The following is a 16,305-nucleotide window of genomic DNA, read 5'->3' as shown; positions in this document are numbered from 1 at the left end:
TGGCAGGTTCGGATTTGACGATGGATCACATGAGAACTGGAGATCGTCCAGTCGACCTCTCGACCGCAATGCGTAGGGCAAGCCGTGTCGCTGCGCACCCCACGCGAGCAGAGGATGACATCCTAGCGACAACCGTTTTGCGTCGCCGCCGCGCACATCGTGGCGCAGAGATAGAGAGAGGCGGTCTTAGAGCGAGAGACCGCACTTGCACCCAACACTCTACTCGGGGCTGCCGGGGCTCGCGAAGTCGATAACGTGTTTCCCCTGGTTCGGGCTCAAGCGAGGGTGCCAAGGGCACGAGCTGAAAACCAACACAGTTTTTCGATCATGGCGAAGCGGCGTAAGGCGGACGACAGCGGTAGCCTAAGTAATTTGGCGAGGTCGTTACCAGCCGAGTGGGCCAACCGTTCTCGGGTGGCTGGAACGGCCGAATTCAACGACTGCAACAAAGACGTTAGGGCAGCCCGCATCGAGCCACTCGTTCAATGGTGCTGCAAAAACTGTCCAGGCCCGAGCATGCGTCAGGCAGTCCTTCGGGCAGGCCTTCCGCCGTTGATGCCCGAATTTCTGCTGCGGGTTATGTGGGGCCGAGATCCGCCCGTGCCGAGCCGGAGGACGAGGATGATGATGGGGTTAAGCCGTTGCCGGACCGTCTGCTGACCGAGCTCACGGCAGAACGGACGCTGGCGCTGCCGACAAGCTGGCGACCACGCCGTCGGTCGCCTTCAGGCGCGCTATTACGAGGACAAGCGTTTCCAGGAGCGCATCCTGACACCTCCGCCGCTGACCAAGCCCAGTGACCTCCGGCCGGACGACTGGAGTTCACGGCCACTGCCGCCACGCCCGACAAGCGTGCCGGCTTCGGCCGACAACGAGAGCGACGTAGAGGATTCGAAGACGGCCGATCGCCGGCAGCAGCCGGAACTGGATCGCGAACCCGCGGAGAAGAAAGAATCCCCGGACAACGAGTTCGCTTCGGAATTTGCAGACGACCTCGATGAGGATGCCCCGCGGCTCAGGCGCATGACCGACATGATGCAGGGCGTTGCGCGCCAGGCATCGCTCGATCCCGGCGACGATCTCGGCTTGTGAGGCAAGGCATCGCGCCGAAGAAGAAGGTCCAGATGTCGGTGTATCTCGATCCGGACGTCATGAAGACGCTGTCCGCCTATGCCGTCCGGCGCGAGCAGTCGATGTCGCTTATCGCCGAAGCCGCCATTGCGTCCTTCCTGTCACCGGACGTGGACGAGCGTCGGGAAGCAGCGATTGCCAAGCGCCTCGATCAAGTCGATCGCCGCATCGCACGGCTTGAGCGCGACACGGGGATCTCGGTCGAGACGCTGGCATTGTTCGTTCGATTCAGGCTCACCACGACGCCGCCGCTCCCAGAACCGGCTGCGAAGGCGGCGCGGGCGCAGGGGAGCGCGCGGTGGGACAGTTTCGTCACGGCACTCGGACGACGGCTCAGTCAAGGACCGAATCTGCGACAATCCCGGAGGATACCCAGGAGAGCGAGTCGACGTGAAGGGGCGTCGACTAGTCAGATGATCGCTTGCCGCGTGGACGAAAATCCAGCCGCAGTGGCGATCCAAGACCGTGCACGGCCCATGCGCAACGATTGATGCGCCTTGAACTCAGATCTTGATCAAATCGAAAAGGTCCTTAGCTGAATAAAGCAAGCGCGGAACGATTTCCTATGTGCTGCCTCGCTTTCGGAGATTCAATGGATGGGACGATTAGACGGTAAAGGCGTTCTGGTGACGGGCGGCTCTCGTGGCATCGGCGCGGCAATTGCCCGCCGACTGGCGCACGAAGGCGCATACGTGATCATCAATTTTCGTGAATCAAAGGCGAAAGCCGAGCAAGTGGTCTCCGACATTGCTGCAACTGGAGGATGGGCGGAAACCTTTCAAGCGGATATTGCAGATATTCGTCAGCTCCAATCCCTTATAGGGCATGCGGCGGCGCGTCTCAATGCAGCCGGCCGACGGCTGGACGTCCTTGTGAACAACGCGGGTGTCGCGGAATCGGGATTCGTTGAACGAATCGAAGAGGCTGACATCGACCAACAGTTCGCAACTAACGTAAAGTCCGTTCTTTTGGGGGCTCAGGCCGTTGCGCGCGTCTTTGACGAGCAAGGAGGCGCTATCATCAATATCAGCTCGATAAGTGCTCGTCTCCCAGGCCCGGGCTACGCCGTCTACGCGGGAACCAAGGCTGCGATGGAGGCCATCACCGTTGCGCTAGCGCGCGAACTCGGTCCCCGCGGAGTGCGCGTAAATGCGGTTGCCCCCGGCACCACTGATACGGACATGACGCGCCGCGTCCTTACGGCGGAACTGGAAGAAATGACAGTAAATCGAACCGCACTCCGGCGCCTCGGACGCCCCGATGATATTGCGAAGGTAGTTGCTTTTCTCGCCTCGGATGATGCGTCATGGGTGACGGGTGAGATCATTACGGCGAGCGGAGGATTGCGTTGACGGATGACTCCCGCAACGCAGTCATAATCGCCTTGTGCAATAGCCGAGGGGCCATGCTCCCGCCGTGTATTCCGACACGGAACGTCCCCACCAGGCGAGATCTGCTTACGAGAGCAGAACTGACTTGCTCATTTTCGGCAGCAAACCAAATCTGAAGGGACTAAGATTAAAGGGCTCGCTGAACAAGCGAACAAGCTATCTCCTTAGTGCCGAGGCTGCCGATGTGGTTCCGACGCGGCCCCCCGCGACGAGCACACTGTGACATACGAGAGACTGCGCGACATCCGACGCGGCGGAGCAGACCGCCCCAGGTAGTCCATAGGTACGCACATCGAGTTCAAGCGTGAGCCTGCTCGCTTTAGACTTGCATTCGATACCTCCGCCCCACGGTATAGATATTTGTTTCTGTTGCGAGCAGGCATTCCAAATCCGAACCTCTAGTGTCGCGTAATAGAAGAAAAAACTCATCCCTTGCTTTGTCGATCGGCTGCATCACGCGATGACCGGGTAATTACCGACGATTTGACGCGTCCGGCAGCTGACGAACCCTCAAAAAAGAAGCGCAATCGTGCCAAAAGGCACGGGAGCAAAATGCCAAGGATCAATTGGAAGCCGTGAGCGGAGTTGCGGCCCCGTTGGGGCCGGTTGGTCGCCACCACGCTGACTGATCCTTCATTGAACAGACTATCTTCTGGGCGCCCGAGGTCCCGCCGACGGTTTTTTCCGGTACGGTCCGCGCCGCTCATAAGCTCGCAGTCAGATCATTCGCTTCGTCCAGGACGTCTAACCGGTATGAGGTCCCACGTTTGCGGTGATCAGCGGGCGCGCGCGTAGCGGATCGGCATCCAGTACTGGCGGATGGCCACTGTCGCGACGATCAGGAGCAGCCGTTGCTCGGACCACCACAAAGCAGCCGCGAGACCTGGCGCGCTTACGCCGATATTCCGCCGGACGTCGAGGGCAGCAGAATGGGCAGAAGCAGGCCGTGATTGACATTGCTGGTGTCCAGCAACGGCGCCCACGCCGACAGCCTGAGCCGCATCGCGCCATAAAAACCTTGGCACCTCGACGTCGCCGTTGATTTTGCGCCGGTGCATCGGGGCGAACTGGCCAGGCGTGGTCGAAAGGATCTGACCGATCTCGTTATGGCGCAGCGCCACGGCGGAGATCGCGGCGAACTCCGGGGTGCCGCCGTGGTTGAAAGCATCGGCATCGATGGCGAGCAGTGGGCAGATCCAGTCGAGCGGGCTCATCGACACTGGTCCGGCCACGATCGCGGCGACGTAACCGTCGAGCATGGGGAGATTGGTGGCGGCAGGATGCTGATCGACGCGAGCCTGGAGCCATCGCTCGAGGTCCGCAATCGGCATCGCGGCGGCGGCCATCGACGACGATGCTTTATGGCGACGTGGGCTCACGCGGCGGCCTGCGCAGTGCGCTGGCGGGCCGCCTTCCAGTTCCAGGCGAGCATCTCGTGCAGCTGATGGCTCTTGGTTCGCCCGGAGGCGATGCGCTCCAGCACGTCGGCCAGGTAGGCCTGCGGGTCGAGCTCATGGAGCTTTGCTGTGTTCACGATCGACGCCAGGATCGCCCAGCTCTCGGCGCCACCTTCACTGCCGCTGAACAATGAGTTGCGCCTTCCCATGGCAATCGGGCGCATGGAGCGCTCGACCGTATTGCTGTCGACCTCGATGCGGCCGTCGCGGAGAAACAGCCTCAACCCGTCCCAGTGGTTGAGCGCGTAGTTGATGGCCTCCGTCAGCTTCGACTGGGAGAAGAGCTGGTCGACCATCTCGGTCAGTCGCGCCTTGAGCGCTGCCATCAGCGGTCCAGCCCTGGTGCAGCGGGCGGCCAGCCGCTGCTCGGCACTGCTGCCGCGGATCTCTGCTTCGATGCTCGACAACACCGGGCATGGTCATCTCGGTTGGACCTTGTCAGCCGCGGCGACCGATGCCCTTGCAGCTCTGGTGCTACGGGGCGAAACGCGAACGAAGATGGATTGCACCGACGTCAGCAATTGCGCAAACGAGCGAGTGAATGGGCTCAAGTCGCGTGCGCGGCGGGGAGCGGCAGTCGCGCTGCTTGGGCCGCGGTTCTTCTATGGTTTCGACGACGGCCATGGGCGTGTCTTGCCAAGATAGGAAGAAGGCCTCGCGTCACGGCAGAGCCCTCTGGCGGGACGCTCAGTCCTGGTTCGGTCGCAACCAGATCAACTGCATGCCTTTCTCCCCCTCAACCTTAATCTGGGTGGCGTAGATCGGCGCGGGGAAGCTCGGATTGTCCCGCTTGATAGACAGGTACTCGCCTCGGGTCGAATATCTTCTGCGAGGCCTACGTAGATCCATACTACGCGGTGCTCTGCATGAGTTGAGAACGGTGCCGCCCGGCGCCGACCCTCAAAGGAGAACCGCACCCACTCCCATCGAGCAGAACGGTCCGTCATTGCGGCGCCGATCTCGTCTCTTCGAGTAGGCTTTCTCCAGAAGCTCATCGAAAGACTCTCGCTACACGGCTGCGGTTGGATGGGTCGGAGTTGCACCAGACGGTGAATGTCTGTTGCACCAGAACGGCTTGCTCGACCATCTCTACGTCCGACGAGATTAGCGTCCCCCAGGACTTGGCCCTGAGTCCGCGAACCGCGCACATACATCGGCTGCTCAGCGCCTTCATCACGAGGCTGGAAGAACAGCGTGAGGATTGGGGGAACTTTTGCCATGACGATCTCTCCGAACGGCTTTGCGTCGACACCGCAGCAGCCGGTTGGACTGGCCTCTTCGATCCACGACAAACGCTAGGTTCGGGACGGCGCCTCATCGCCTCACGCCCGCTGCTTGTCTCGCCGGCGAGAATTGATCTGCGCCATCAGGATCGGGCCAAGCGAAAATTCGCCGACCTCGGCTTTCCGCGTCAGACCGCGCAGATAACCGCCAGCGGAATTGATCGCCGTCCCGCGCTGCAGGATACACGCGACGACGATGGCTGCGGGAACCTCGCCTATAACCTTTTGCGCCTCCTCCCAGGCGCTCGGACTAATCCCCAGCATCGATCGCACGACGGCCGCTGTGGCCAGGAAATCGCGCCAGTTTGAAATCCCGCCCTTCGCATAATCGACGATGTCCGGACATGCACTCAGGACCATTCCCAATGGATACGCCCCCTCCCCGACTCGCGATGGTTGAGGCTTTGGCTCAGCTCCCGCCGCCCTGCCTTCTCGGAGGCTAGGTTCAAGATCAATGAGGGCATCTGGATTTGAATTCTGTATGTGGCGCTCAGAATGGGACTCATTGGCGCTCGGATTCTTAGATTTGATATGTGTTTCCAGAAGATTGAGCACGTCGTCGGCGAGCTGAGACAACTCGTCGGCGATCGGCTCGAGCTCCTGGCGCGTAGCCGTGCGCGGAATCTGGTCGACGATCGCGCGGAAGGCGGCGTGGACAACCTGCCAATCGGCAGGCCCCTGCCCTCCCCTTCGCGTCGGGACGGCTTCCTCAATGCCCGTTGCAATCATCTTCGCGATGTCGCGCCGGCACAGCGTAATGCGCTCTCGTACGAGCTTGAGCGCGCGGGCCTCGGCTTCGATATCGGCTGCCAGGCTCTCGAACTCCTCCGAGCGCACCACCAGCGGCGACAGGTCGAAGCCGAAGGCGAGCTCGATTTCGCCAGCATTGTCCTTCCGCGCATAGCGCTTGCCATTCGGACTGTCGCGCCGAACGATCAGGCCCGCGTCGACCAGCACAGCGAGATGGCGCCGCAGCGTCGATGCCGGCATGCCGTGCGCGCGCCGGGTGAGTTGATGGTTTGACGGAAAAACAATCAGATCATCCTCCCCTGTCAGCGCCGTCTCAGGATGGAAGGTCAGCAGCGCATTTAACACCGACAGCGCGCGCTCCGACACGCCAAGGCGCGGCCGCGCCGTGCAGATGGCGTGGAAGATCTTCCACTTATGCACGATCTTTTCGGGAGGACGTTCGGTTGCGACCATCTGGCTTGCCACATGGGCAAGCGTCAGCGATCGCCGCCCAAAGGGCGTCGTTGGGGAGTGTGACTGCATGTCTTTGCCTCATGCGGGCAAAGAAAATCCGCTCACCAAAACGGTGCCGTCGCTAAAGACGCTTGACTGCGATTCGTGAAAGTGATTCTCTGTCAGTCGCCAAACGTGACGAGAGAAGGCTTTCGGACGGAGACGTTCCGGGGGCCTTTTTTCTTTTCCGCTATGCTCCTACGGTGAGAGGACGGAAACGCGGGTACGCATCGCGCTGCCCAACCGTGTGAGGTCCAGGCAGCGCCATATCCAAAGCGGCAAGACGCCCGATGTCACTCATCGGTGCCTCCATCGAGAAATGCCCGGTAGAGTTCCGGCAGCCGCGAAATCACAAAGTCTCCAAACGCAGGCGCGGCCTTTTCATCTACAGCTAGCGTGATGCGATCTGCGCGACGTTCAATCTTCACGATCTTTTTGCCTCCGTCGTCCGCCCAGGTTGTCGACCGTGCAACTTTAGGCTTGCGGGGCGCCAGCGCGGCGAAAGTTATCGCGAACCGTTCATCGGAAGTAGCGCGCACAAACCGATCGCTGGCAACGCTGTCGGCCAATACCTTTTGGTCGTGGCGACCTACAAGCCGCTCTGCCAACTCCATCCAGCGCCGGCGGCCGGTTTTTGGCGCTGGCCCGATTGCATCGAGTAGGCTCCGGGGAAGGGCCCGCGCGACCGTGATGAGGCGGGAGAGCTCCGTCTTGTCGACGCTGAGCGCCGCCATGATGATCTCGCGCTTGAATCCACGATCCTCGAGCGCGGCGGCGTAAGTTGCCCGCTCAATAAAGGACAGATCCTCCCGCTCACCATTCTCCTTGCCTTGTGCCACCACCAGGTCTTCGTCGCTAAGGTCGCGGACCACGGCCCGCGCAGGGCGGCCAAGTTCGGCGAGCGCACGAACGCGACGATGGCCATAGGCAATCTGAAACCGGCCCGGGCTGGACGGATGCGGGCGAAGGAGGATCGGCACCAACTGCCCATTGGCGCGGATCGATTCAACGAGAGCAGAGTGCTTCTCGTCCACGCTGGTCATACGATCGGGAACGATCGAGGCGTCAATCAAATCTGGGGCGATCTCGATGACGGTTTGACCGGTGGTGAGTTGCTCGGTCAAGGCCTTGGCGGCATCGCGCTCCGCGGACAGCATCTCGAGTGAACGGCTCATGGCGCCGACAGCCCCACGCGACCCGAGTGTTGGCTGGGTTGGTCTGCGATTGTCGCTGGGCTCACCTGACGGTTGTTCGTTGACCGCGGTCAACTTGTCATCGATGAGGTCAGCAAGCAGGTTTTTTCGACCCATTAGGCCCTCCCCCACGCAGCCTGGATGAGGCTTTGGATTTCACCATTGACGCTGTCCAGCGATTCCATCGCGCGGTCGTAGGTAGCCCGTGTGAACTGATCGCGGCTGACCTCATAGAGCGTTTGCTTCGTGATGCCGGCGTCCGAGATCGCCGTACTTTTCAGCATCATGTTCGTGACCATGCGGTCGCCAAACAGCGAGCGCATAAAGCCGACCATTTGGGCCTGCGGTCCATCGCCGGGCTCATAACGCGTGACGAGATAGCGCATCCAATCGTAATTCATGTTGCCGCCTGCTTTGGCCACGACGGCAAGGAGGTCGGATGTCATGATTAGAAATTGGCACATCGACATGACATCGAGCATTTGCGGATGCACAGGGATCAGAATTGCCGTCGCTGCGCAGAGCGCAGAAAGCGTGAGAAATCCGAGTTGAGGCGGACAATCGATCACGACAATATCGTAGCGGTCCTGGACCGTGGCGAGGGCACGGGCAACGCGGGCGAAGAACAGCGGATCACCCGACTGGCGCGCAGCTAGCGCTTTCGGGGTTTCATGTTCGAATTCCATCAGTTCGATGTTGCCGGGAACGATGTCGAGCCCCGAAAAGTAAGTCTGCCGAATGATCTCATTCAGTTCGCGACGCGCATCGTCGTAGCGGATGGCGCCGTACAAAGTTCCGTTTTCCTCGACATCAAACTCTGGCTGATAGCCGTGCAGCGCGGAGAGCGAAGCCTGCGGATCCAGATCGATCGCCAGCACTCGATAGCCCTGCAAGGTGAAATGTTGGGCGAGATGCGCGGCCGTGGTGGTCTTCCCCGACCCTCCCTTGAAATTAACGACGCCAATGACTTGCAACTGTTCGCCCGCGACGCGATACGGTCGGTATCGGCGCGCGCCCTTGCCGGATTCATCGAGATAAGCACGAAGACTTTGAATATCGTCGAATGTGTACGACCTTCGACCCGATGGGCTGGTGTCCGGCTGAGGGCCCCTGCCCTCCAGCGACAATTGGCGGAGGTAGCCGTCATTAATGCCGACGAGTTTAGCGACTTCGCCAGATGTAAAGCGGCGCAGATGCTTGCGTGCCTTTGGCGGGAACAGCTTCGTTCGGTGGGCGTGCAGCTTCGCCGACAGTTCCCGCGCGTCTGCCGCGATCGTGTCGTGGATCGCCTGCGGCGCGCCAGGCGTGATTGACGCCATCGCTTGTTGGTCGTTCAGGGCCACGGCTTTCTCGCGTAGTTACGAATTTCGGGTACACGGCATGCGCAAAGCGTGGCTATTACGCCCGATTCTGGCCGGTCTCGCAACAGTTAAAGGGTAAACCAATCCTTAACGGTCCGAATCGGGCCACGGGTAGTTTAAAGTTGACCGCGGTCAACTCTCGGCACGTTGCCTGCACGGCTGCTGCGGTTCCAAAGGCGCCGCTCTTAAACAGAAGTTGACCGCGGTCAACTTTCTCCAGTCGTCCCGACGCAGTTCCCACATTCGACTCGCGCTCGAACTCTAGCACCGCCCCATTCGGATCAAAACTCAGCGTTGGGCCCTGGCGCGCTCCGCTCAGCCGCAACCGAACATCCGCTGCGGGGCGCTAGACCGTGCAGACGCGAAGGATGGCAGGTCGGAAGGATGGCAGGTCGAGAGTCCCGCGACCCGTTACGAGCAAGTCGTCCAGCGCATCACCAGATGCGGGCGCTTGCGTTTGCACCGACTCGTGGCGTGCTGGCTTGGAATAGCGAGCCGACCCGGCGAGCGCTGCAGCGAGGGAAAGTGCCCTCTTTCACCGCCGGCGCGCTCCCAGCCGCCGTTCCACCCTCGAAGCATGATCATCGGCTGCGAACATGTCGCGCTCGCACAGCACGACCGCGACGTCAGCCCGCATACCGTGACGATCAAGGGCTTTGGCGGATAGTCGGCTCCCAAGCGGCACAACACCCCGGAAGCAGTGCACCTCGCGCGGCAGGCGTTCGAGCTTAGGCACGGGGTTGAGGACCTGTTATCCTTCGCGGGTGTCCTATGCGGATCATCCGCCGTGCCATCCCGGGTTGCTTGGTCCCACGCGACTGGCGGGACTAAGACAGCAGCAGGGATGGAGGAGGGCACCGCGGCGCGACGGGCAAGAGGTAGACCGGAGCCGGTCGGGCGATCAGTGTCGCCGAAGCCGGTCTCGGCCAATCCAGTTCGGAAGGAACGGCATCTCTTCTCTTTCGCGGAACGGGCCACACTGCGGATCAACGACGGTGCAGCCCATTCCCGCTCGCAGCCGAGGGCGAATGCGCATGTGTCGGCGGAGGCTTCCAGTTTACGCTGTTCCTTGGCGCCTTCCGCCACCATCGAGGTCGCACCGCGCCGAGGGTTTGCCCGCGCGGGTCTCGCACCGGTTGTCTTGAAACCACGCAGGCGCGGGCGCGGGCCAACGAGGCTGTTGTCGCCCGGGACGGATCGAAGTCAGCTAGGACGACATCGATAGAAGCAAAGCGCCGGCGCGCCGCGTGTCCGGAGACGGAAAGGGCAGGGGAGCGGGGGAGCGGAAGGATGGAAGAATAGGGGAGGCGTTCATCAGCCGTTAACCATAAAGTTCCAGTCAGCACCACAAAGAGCCGCACGTCGACCTGAGGCCGCCCGTCACTGGAAGGCCAGGGCGGTCCTACTAACGGGGCCTGCTCCGGTATTCCCTGTATCGGAATCACCTAGGGGTGGTTGCGTCTAGAGGAGCATGCCATAGCCGTGCATATCGAGAATTCGCAGACCGAGGCGATGGCGCGGGAATTGACGGTGGTGGAAAAAGGTCCGCCTCACCCGAACAGTGCATCGGCACGCGCTCATGAGCTCGAGATCGAGCCGACGTAGTTTTTTCCTCGACCGTGGCGTCCAGTTCTGCCCGGATGTGCCAAAAGGGGGGCAACTCCGCGGCGGACGGCCCACCAAAAGGAATCCGCGACGGCCTGTATGAGGAGATTCATCGGCGCATCGCCCTTCATCGCGCTCATCAGCGACTGAGACGAGGCACGCGAGCTATTGGCTCGCCTGCAGCAAATCGGAACGCGTCTGACGTCGCCGCAGGCCGTGGGGAAGGGGGGTGTCGTGGCGTCGGCACTAATCTTTGGGTCAGCGCCACCGCGGAGGGGCTCGAAGATTAGCTAGCTGATGCTGATTGCCGCAGTCCCGATGCAGCCTGAGACCGCACAGCTCGTTGGACGCCATTCTCCCTTTGGGCAAGGGCGGTCCGGCGGGCGTCAATTTCCGGGCCTGTTTTTACCTACGCTTCACCTTGCCTCCGCGAAGGCCGATTTTCGAGGGCGGCCTGCTTTGCCGGGTAGGGCACAGTCACCGGAAAGGTGCGGCTGGTCCGGAATAGGGCCGGGGGTTGGCACGAGTGGCGATTTGTGGTTGATCTAAAGCTTGGCGGTGGTGATTTACAGCGCTGCGCGTGCTGATCCCACTGCGGCGTCACCCGATCGATAAGGCCTGCTTATCGATAGCGAGAGGAGAGCGGGAACAGGCCTCGCTATGACGGAACATAAAGGTGTGTTAGGTTCCGTTTCGCCGTTTCCTCTTAAGGTTATCAAGGCCTTGTCTTCCGGCTACAAAATCGCCGATCCACTGCCTTGGGCTCAGCTCGCGGGGCCGCTTGCCGCGGCCGAGGATGCTGTCGCCCGCCTCGACGAGCGACTGGCCAAAAGCCCAATCCGTGACGGTGCGATCAGCCGAATGCACTTCGCCGACGCTTGCGCCACTCTGTGGCTTGACGGCGAACTTGTCCACCTCGATGACCTCGTGCTCCACGACGCCGGCATGGACGTCCGCGCCCCCACCCACGAGCTGACCCGGGCTCACGCCGTGCTGCGCGCCCGTCGGCGCATTGCCGACGCGAAGCCCAATTGGGCGCTGTCGGTTTCCGGACTGGATGACCTTCGGGGCCGGCGCGAGCGAGAGGAGGTCGAGGAACGTCTCGGGCTCTACGAGGACGCAGAGCGGGACGCGGTGGGTTTCGACAGACCGCTTGGCGTCATGAACGCCGATCCCCATCTGGTCGCAGCCTTCGCTGCGGTCGACGCCGCCAACGCCAAGGCGGAGCGCAGACTCGCCGACGAGCTTCGGTCGTGGCCAGAGCGGGACTCGCTCGTCTACGATCCGGACTGGGACGAGGACGGCCGCCTCGACGACTGGCGCGCCGTCGTCGATGAGACCCGCAAGCTGCCGCCGACTCTGGCGGCTGCAATCGCCGCGGATGCTTGGGACGCGATTGAACCGCTCGAGCACACGCCTTGGCTAGGGTGCCTGCTCGCAGCTAGCGTGTTGCGCGACCGCGGCAAGACACGCTGGTATCTGTTGTGCCTGCATGGAGGGCTGAAAAGCATCTCGCGTGAGCGTCGGCGGGCACGTGACGTCGCAGCGCGGCTGGTTGTGCAGCTCGAGGCGATGACGGCCGCCGCCGAGGCCGGCCTAAAGGACCACGACCGCTGGCTGATGACCAGAAACCTGCTGGCCCGAAAACTCACCGGCAGGCGCGCCACTTCAAAACTGCCGGCGCTCCTCGAGTACGTGCTGACCCGGCCGATTGTCTCGTCCGGCATGATCGCGGCGGAGCTTGGGATCACGCCCCGTGCGGCCCAAAACCTCGTCGCCGAACTCGACCTTCGCGAGACGACTGGCCGGGGACGCTATCGCGCGTGGGGCATCCTGTAGAGCGCGAGCCGCAAGCAACGTGAATTCCGTTGCAAAGAGCGTAATGGGCGAGCATTCGTGCGCCGCAGAACATCAGTGAGGCAGCACGGAAAACGGGATCCCATAAAGGCGTCGATGGAATCGGCGATGCCGCAGGCATTGAAGGAGTTGACGCGGATCCACACGCTGCCGACAAGCACTCTAACGCCGACTTCGTGGTGCTTCTTCGAGATCATGACGGGCCTGCCGGTCACGATCGGGCTTCTGGGTACCTTCCATAAATTCCTGGCAAACACCAATGCGAAGTCGAGGGAGTGGCCGCACCACATGGTGACGCAGCGGGAACCACCATGAGTCCCCCAATGATACGGGCGTGCAAGGGTTCTCACCACTCAACCTTGACCGGATGTTCATCGTTTCCATGAGCGGCGTTTACCAGTGCACGCGGTCACTGCGTGGAACCACCTGTGTTCGCTTGCGAGCGCTGCACGCGCAACGCCGAATTAACGCCCCAGCAACCTAAATTAGATACTCACGAGAAGACTCGAATCGCACGGATGTACTGCGGTTCGATTTTTCTGGCGTAAGCGTAGCGTGCGCGTAGCGACTTGTGTGTTTGCGTACCCGTCCGAAGGGCGCGCGGTTCGCGTCCTTCGGCACTGGTCTCTACATCTTCGCATCACGCCTGGAGAGACCGGCAGTAGCACACCGCCTCTTCGCTGGCGCCTCAGCCGTTCGCGCGCCGCTCTCGCAATCCCCAATCGGTCCCAGGCCCGCGACGCTGCGCGCTCGCTGACGATTCAGCCACTCGAACCGCTGAAGCAGGCGGAAGCACGCCAGAAACTCTGGAAGGCGATGCTGGTGGCCGGATCTGGCGGCCCGAGGTCGGCAAGTCGACGCACTACCGCGCCTACTGGGTGCGTCCGTCCTGGGCGGCCGAGATGAAGAAGATGACACGAGCGCCGTCCACACTTTCACCGTCCTTGCGCCTGGGGCGACGGCAGCGAGGAACCAAGCTGGGGCATCCCGCGCAGACCGCCGCACTCTCCCCCCGAACTCGCCGAGGAAGCGAAGAGCTCGGCCGAGATGGGGTGAGCGAAGGTAACCTTTCTTACGTTCTCCCCGCTTGCGGGGAGACGTAAGATCGCTCTTGCGATGCGGGCGAGGGGGTACAGGTCTTTCGACAGTCGAATACGTGGAGAGATGCCCCTCACCCCAGTCCTCTCGGCGCGAGCAAATCTCGTTGCGGCCCCCTAGGAACGGGGAGAGGGAGAAGACCTCCTCAGGCCTCGATATCCAGCGCACAGTCGAAATTCGGCGCCGAATGCGTCAGTGCGCCGGCTGAGGCGTAGTCTACGCCGGTGGCCGCGATGGCTGCGATCGAGTCCAGGGTGACACCGCCGGATGCCTCCAGTTTGAGGCGTCCCTCGTTGAGCCTCACGGCTTCGCGCAGCGTCGCAATGTCCATGTTGTCGAGCAGCACGGCGTCGGCAAGGCCGGTGTCGAGCACCTCGCGCAATTGCGCCAGCGTGTCGACCTCGATCTCGATCTTGACGAGATGGCCGGCATGGGCGCGGGCGCGCTCCAGCACCGGGCGGATGCCGCCGGCGACCGCGATGTGGTTGTCCTTGATCAGGATCGCGTCATCGAGCCCGAAGCGGTGATTGAAGCCGCCGCCACAACGTACCGCGTATTTCTCCAAGGCGCGCAGTCCAGGGGTGGTTTTTCGCGTGCAGCAGACCCGCATCCTGGTGCCTTCGGTGCGCGCAACGTAGTCTGCGGTGAGTGTTGCAACGCCCGACAGGCGGCCGACGAAATTCAGCGCGGTCCGCTCCGCCGTGAGGATGGCGCGTGCCGGCCCCGAGATCGTCAGCACCTGCTGTCCGCGGGCGACGCGCGCGGCGTCACGAACATGCGCGCGTATCTCGATGTCGGGCGAAAGCTTTTGCAAGGTGGCGAGCGCCAGCGGCAAGCCGGCGATCACGCCGGACTGCCGTGCGACCAGGATTGCTTGCGCCTTCGTTGCTTCGGGGATCGTCGCAAGCGAGGTGATGTCGCCGGCACGGCCGAGATCCTCATCGAGCGCGCGTAGCACGGCCTCGTCGATCGCGAGCGGGGAGAGAAAGGCGTCGGGATAGAGCAGAGAGGTTGAGGTGATCATGGCAGACTCCGTCAGGCGATCATGGGTTGCGCGGCTCGCGGTGTCGGGCGTTCGGTCAGACCGTCCGCGAATTCGCGCACTGCTGTGAGCGTCGTCATTGTGCGTTGCGCGAGTGCGGGGACGTCCGCGGAATGGTCGGAGCGGAAATGCGCGCCGCGGCTCTCGCATCGGCTCCAGGCCGACGCCGCCACGAGCAGGGCGGCCGTTGCCATGTTGCGGACCGCGATGCTTGTGGCCTCGCGTTCGAACGCGGCGAAGCTGCGAACCGCTTCCGCAAGCCCGTCACCATCGCGGATCACACCGACATGTGCGCTCATCAGCGTCCGCAGCCGCTTCACGGCCGCGGCATCTGACGCGGCGCCGCGCGGCGGCACCAGCGCATCGGGAAGCCGGGCGGGCGAGGGAGTGGTGCGGCCGGCGATGTCGTCGGCGATGCGCGCGGCGTAGACCACGGCCTCCAGCAGCGAATTCGACGCAAGCCGGTTCGCGCCATGCGCGCCGGTGGACGACACTTCGCCGCCGGCCCAGAGCCCGTCGATCGAGCTGCGGCCGCGATCGTCCACCGCGATGCCGCCCATGTGATAGTGCGCCGCCGGTGCGATCGGGATGGCCTGCGTGGCGGGGTCGATGCCGGCGGCGATGCAGCTTGCATGAACGGTCGGGAACCTGTCGGCAAAACGTGCGCCCAGCGCCTGCCGCGCATCGAGGAAGGCGCCGCGCCCGGCCGAGATCTCCGCGAATACGCCGCGGGCCACGATGTCGCGCGGTGCGAGCTCGGCGAGCGGATGGCGCGCCGCCATGAAACGCTCGCCACGGCCGTTGATCAGCGTCGCGCCTTCGCCGCGCAGGGCTTCCGTGGCGAGCGGCGCGGGATCGCGGCCGACCATGATGGCGGTCGGGTGAAATTGCACGAATTCGGGATCTGCAATGACCGCGCCGGCGCGTGCGGCGATCGCAAGGCCGGATCCGCTGGCCTCGCGCGGATTGGTGGTGACGGCATAGAGATGGCCGATGCCGCCGGTGGCGAGCACCACCGTCCGCGCAGCGAGGAGGACCGGCCGTGCGGCGTAATTGCGGACTTCGCGCAGTTGAAGGCCGATGACAGCGCCGTCCTCGGTCAACAGCGCTTCGGCGACAAAGTCTTCGATCAGCCGGATCGATGGTGTGCGCCGCACGGCCTCGCTCAGGGCTGCGATGATGGCGGCGCCCGCGCCGTCGCCGCGCACATGCACGATACGCCGCGCCGAGTGTGCGGCTTCGCGCCCGACTGCGAGCCTGCCTTCGAGATCGCGGTCGAACGGCACGCCATAGGCGAGCAGGTCGTGAATCCGTGGCGCGGCCTCGCGCGCGATGCCCAGTGCGACCGCCTGGTCGACGATGCCGCCGCCGACGGCAACCGTGTCCGCGGCGTGCGCTTCCGGCGTATCGCCTTCAGCCACCGCCGCGGCGATGCCGCCTTGCGCCCATGCGGACGACGCGCCCAGTCCGAGCGGCGCGGCCGAGATCAATGTCACGGGCCGCGGCGCGAGCTTGAGCGCGCAGAACAATCCGGCAAGTCCGCCGCCGACGATGACGACGTCGTCGGAGCGGGTGAGGGTGTGGATGGTGTTGTGCATGGCTGTCTCCATTTACTCCGCCGTCGTCCCGGCACGGCCGCTGTGTG

Annotated in this window: 11 protein-coding genes and 3 pseudogenes; 6 read left to right on the top strand and 8 right to left on the bottom strand. The window is 63.0% G+C overall.

Annotated elements, in window-relative coordinates; genetic code table 11:
• Positions 1–852: 852 nt before the first annotated feature.
• From ABIB00_RS19975 to ABIB00_RS19965, 3 genes and pseudogenes are all read left to right on the top strand, one after another.
• Positions 853–1,092, top strand: a complete 240-nt coding sequence (locus tag ABIB00_RS19975) for a hypothetical protein (protein WP_354105542.1) — start codon at positions 853–855, stop codon at positions 1,090–1,092.
• Between the two features lie 32 nt (positions 1,093–1,124).
• Positions 1,125–1,490 (top strand): annotated as a pseudogene (locus ABIB00_RS19970) (CopG family transcriptional regulator); the annotation flags it as partial.
• 237 nt (positions 1,491–1,727) lie between these two features.
• Positions 1,728–2,483, top strand: coding sequence for an SDR family NAD(P)-dependent oxidoreductase (locus ABIB00_RS19965; RefSeq protein ID WP_354105541.1), 756 nt, complete (start codon positions 1,728–1,730; stop codon positions 2,481–2,483).
• 815 nt (positions 2,484–3,298) lie between these two features.
• On the opposite strand, the gene ABIB00_RS19960 is transcribed toward ABIB00_RS19965, so the two are convergent.
• The 6 genes and pseudogenes from ABIB00_RS19960 to repA all read right to left on the bottom strand — a co-directional run bounded on the left by ABIB00_RS19960 (position 3,299) and on the right by repA (position 9,016).
• A complete protein-coding gene (locus tag ABIB00_RS19960) occupies positions 3,299–3,868 on the bottom strand; it encodes a UPF0149 family protein (protein ID WP_354105540.1) in 570 nt (189 codons plus the stop codon).
• A gap of 29 nt (positions 3,869–3,897) precedes the next feature.
• Entirely contained in the window at positions 3,898–4,389 is a 492-nt protein-coding gene (locus ABIB00_RS19955; RefSeq protein WP_354105539.1) for an IS66 family transposase, read from the bottom strand.
• A 277-nt stretch (positions 4,390–4,666) separates the two neighbouring features.
• A pseudogene (locus ABIB00_RS19950) lies at positions 4,667–4,789 on the bottom strand (DUF736 family protein); the annotation flags it as partial.
• A 512-nt stretch (positions 4,790–5,301) separates the two neighbouring features.
• Positions 5,302–6,534 (bottom strand): plasmid replication protein RepC, encoded by a 1,233-nt coding sequence (gene repC, locus ABIB00_RS19945; RefSeq protein ID WP_354105538.1) that lies wholly within the window; start codon positions 6,532–6,534, stop codon positions 5,302–5,304.
• Between the two features lie 263 nt (positions 6,535–6,797).
• Positions 6,798–7,814, bottom strand: a complete 1,017-nt coding sequence (repB, locus tag ABIB00_RS19940; RefSeq protein ID WP_354105537.1) for a plasmid partitioning protein RepB — start codon at positions 7,812–7,814, stop codon at positions 6,798–6,800.
• Positions 7,814–9,016, bottom strand: a complete 1,203-nt coding sequence (gene repA / locus ABIB00_RS19935; RefSeq protein ID WP_354105643.1) for a plasmid partitioning protein RepA — start codon at positions 9,014–9,016, stop codon at positions 7,814–7,816. The genes repB and repA overlap by 1 nt, the downstream gene beginning before the upstream one ends.
• A gap of 2,307 nt (positions 9,017–11,323) precedes the next feature.
• On the opposite strand from repA, the gene ABIB00_RS19930 reads away from it, so the two are divergent.
• From ABIB00_RS19930 to ABIB00_RS19920, 3 genes and pseudogenes are all read left to right on the top strand, one after another.
• Positions 11,324–12,502, top strand: a complete 1,179-nt coding sequence (locus ABIB00_RS19930; RefSeq protein WP_354105536.1) for an RHE_PE00001 family protein — start codon at positions 11,324–11,326, stop codon at positions 12,500–12,502.
• Between the two features lie 126 nt (positions 12,503–12,628).
• Positions 12,629–12,835 (top strand): hypothetical protein, encoded by a 207-nt coding sequence (locus ABIB00_RS19925; RefSeq protein ID WP_354105535.1) that lies wholly within the window; start codon positions 12,629–12,631, stop codon positions 12,833–12,835.
• 474 nt (positions 12,836–13,309) lie between these two features.
• Positions 13,310–13,576: pseudogene (locus tag ABIB00_RS19920) on the top strand (cell wall hydrolase); the annotation flags it as partial.
• 187 nt (positions 13,577–13,763) lie between these two features.
• Here ABIB00_RS19920 and nadC read toward each other — a convergent pair.
• Positions 13,764–14,642, bottom strand: a complete 879-nt coding sequence (gene nadC / locus ABIB00_RS19915) for a carboxylating nicotinate-nucleotide diphosphorylase (RefSeq protein WP_354105534.1) — start codon at positions 14,640–14,642, stop codon at positions 13,764–13,766.
• 11 nt (positions 14,643–14,653) lie between these two features.
• A complete protein-coding gene (locus tag ABIB00_RS19910) occupies positions 14,654–16,258 on the bottom strand; it encodes an L-aspartate oxidase (RefSeq protein ID WP_354105533.1) in 1,605 nt (534 codons plus the stop codon).
• Positions 16,259–16,305: the final 47 nt, after the last annotated feature.

Origin of the sequence: Bradyrhizobium sp. LB14.3 (assembly GCF_040547985.1) — a bacterium.
Taxonomy (GTDB): domain Bacteria; phylum Pseudomonadota; class Alphaproteobacteria; order Rhizobiales; family Xanthobacteraceae; genus Bradyrhizobium.
The sequence above is the reverse complement of the archived record's forward strand: the minus strand, read 5'-3'. Positions and strand labels throughout refer to the sequence as shown.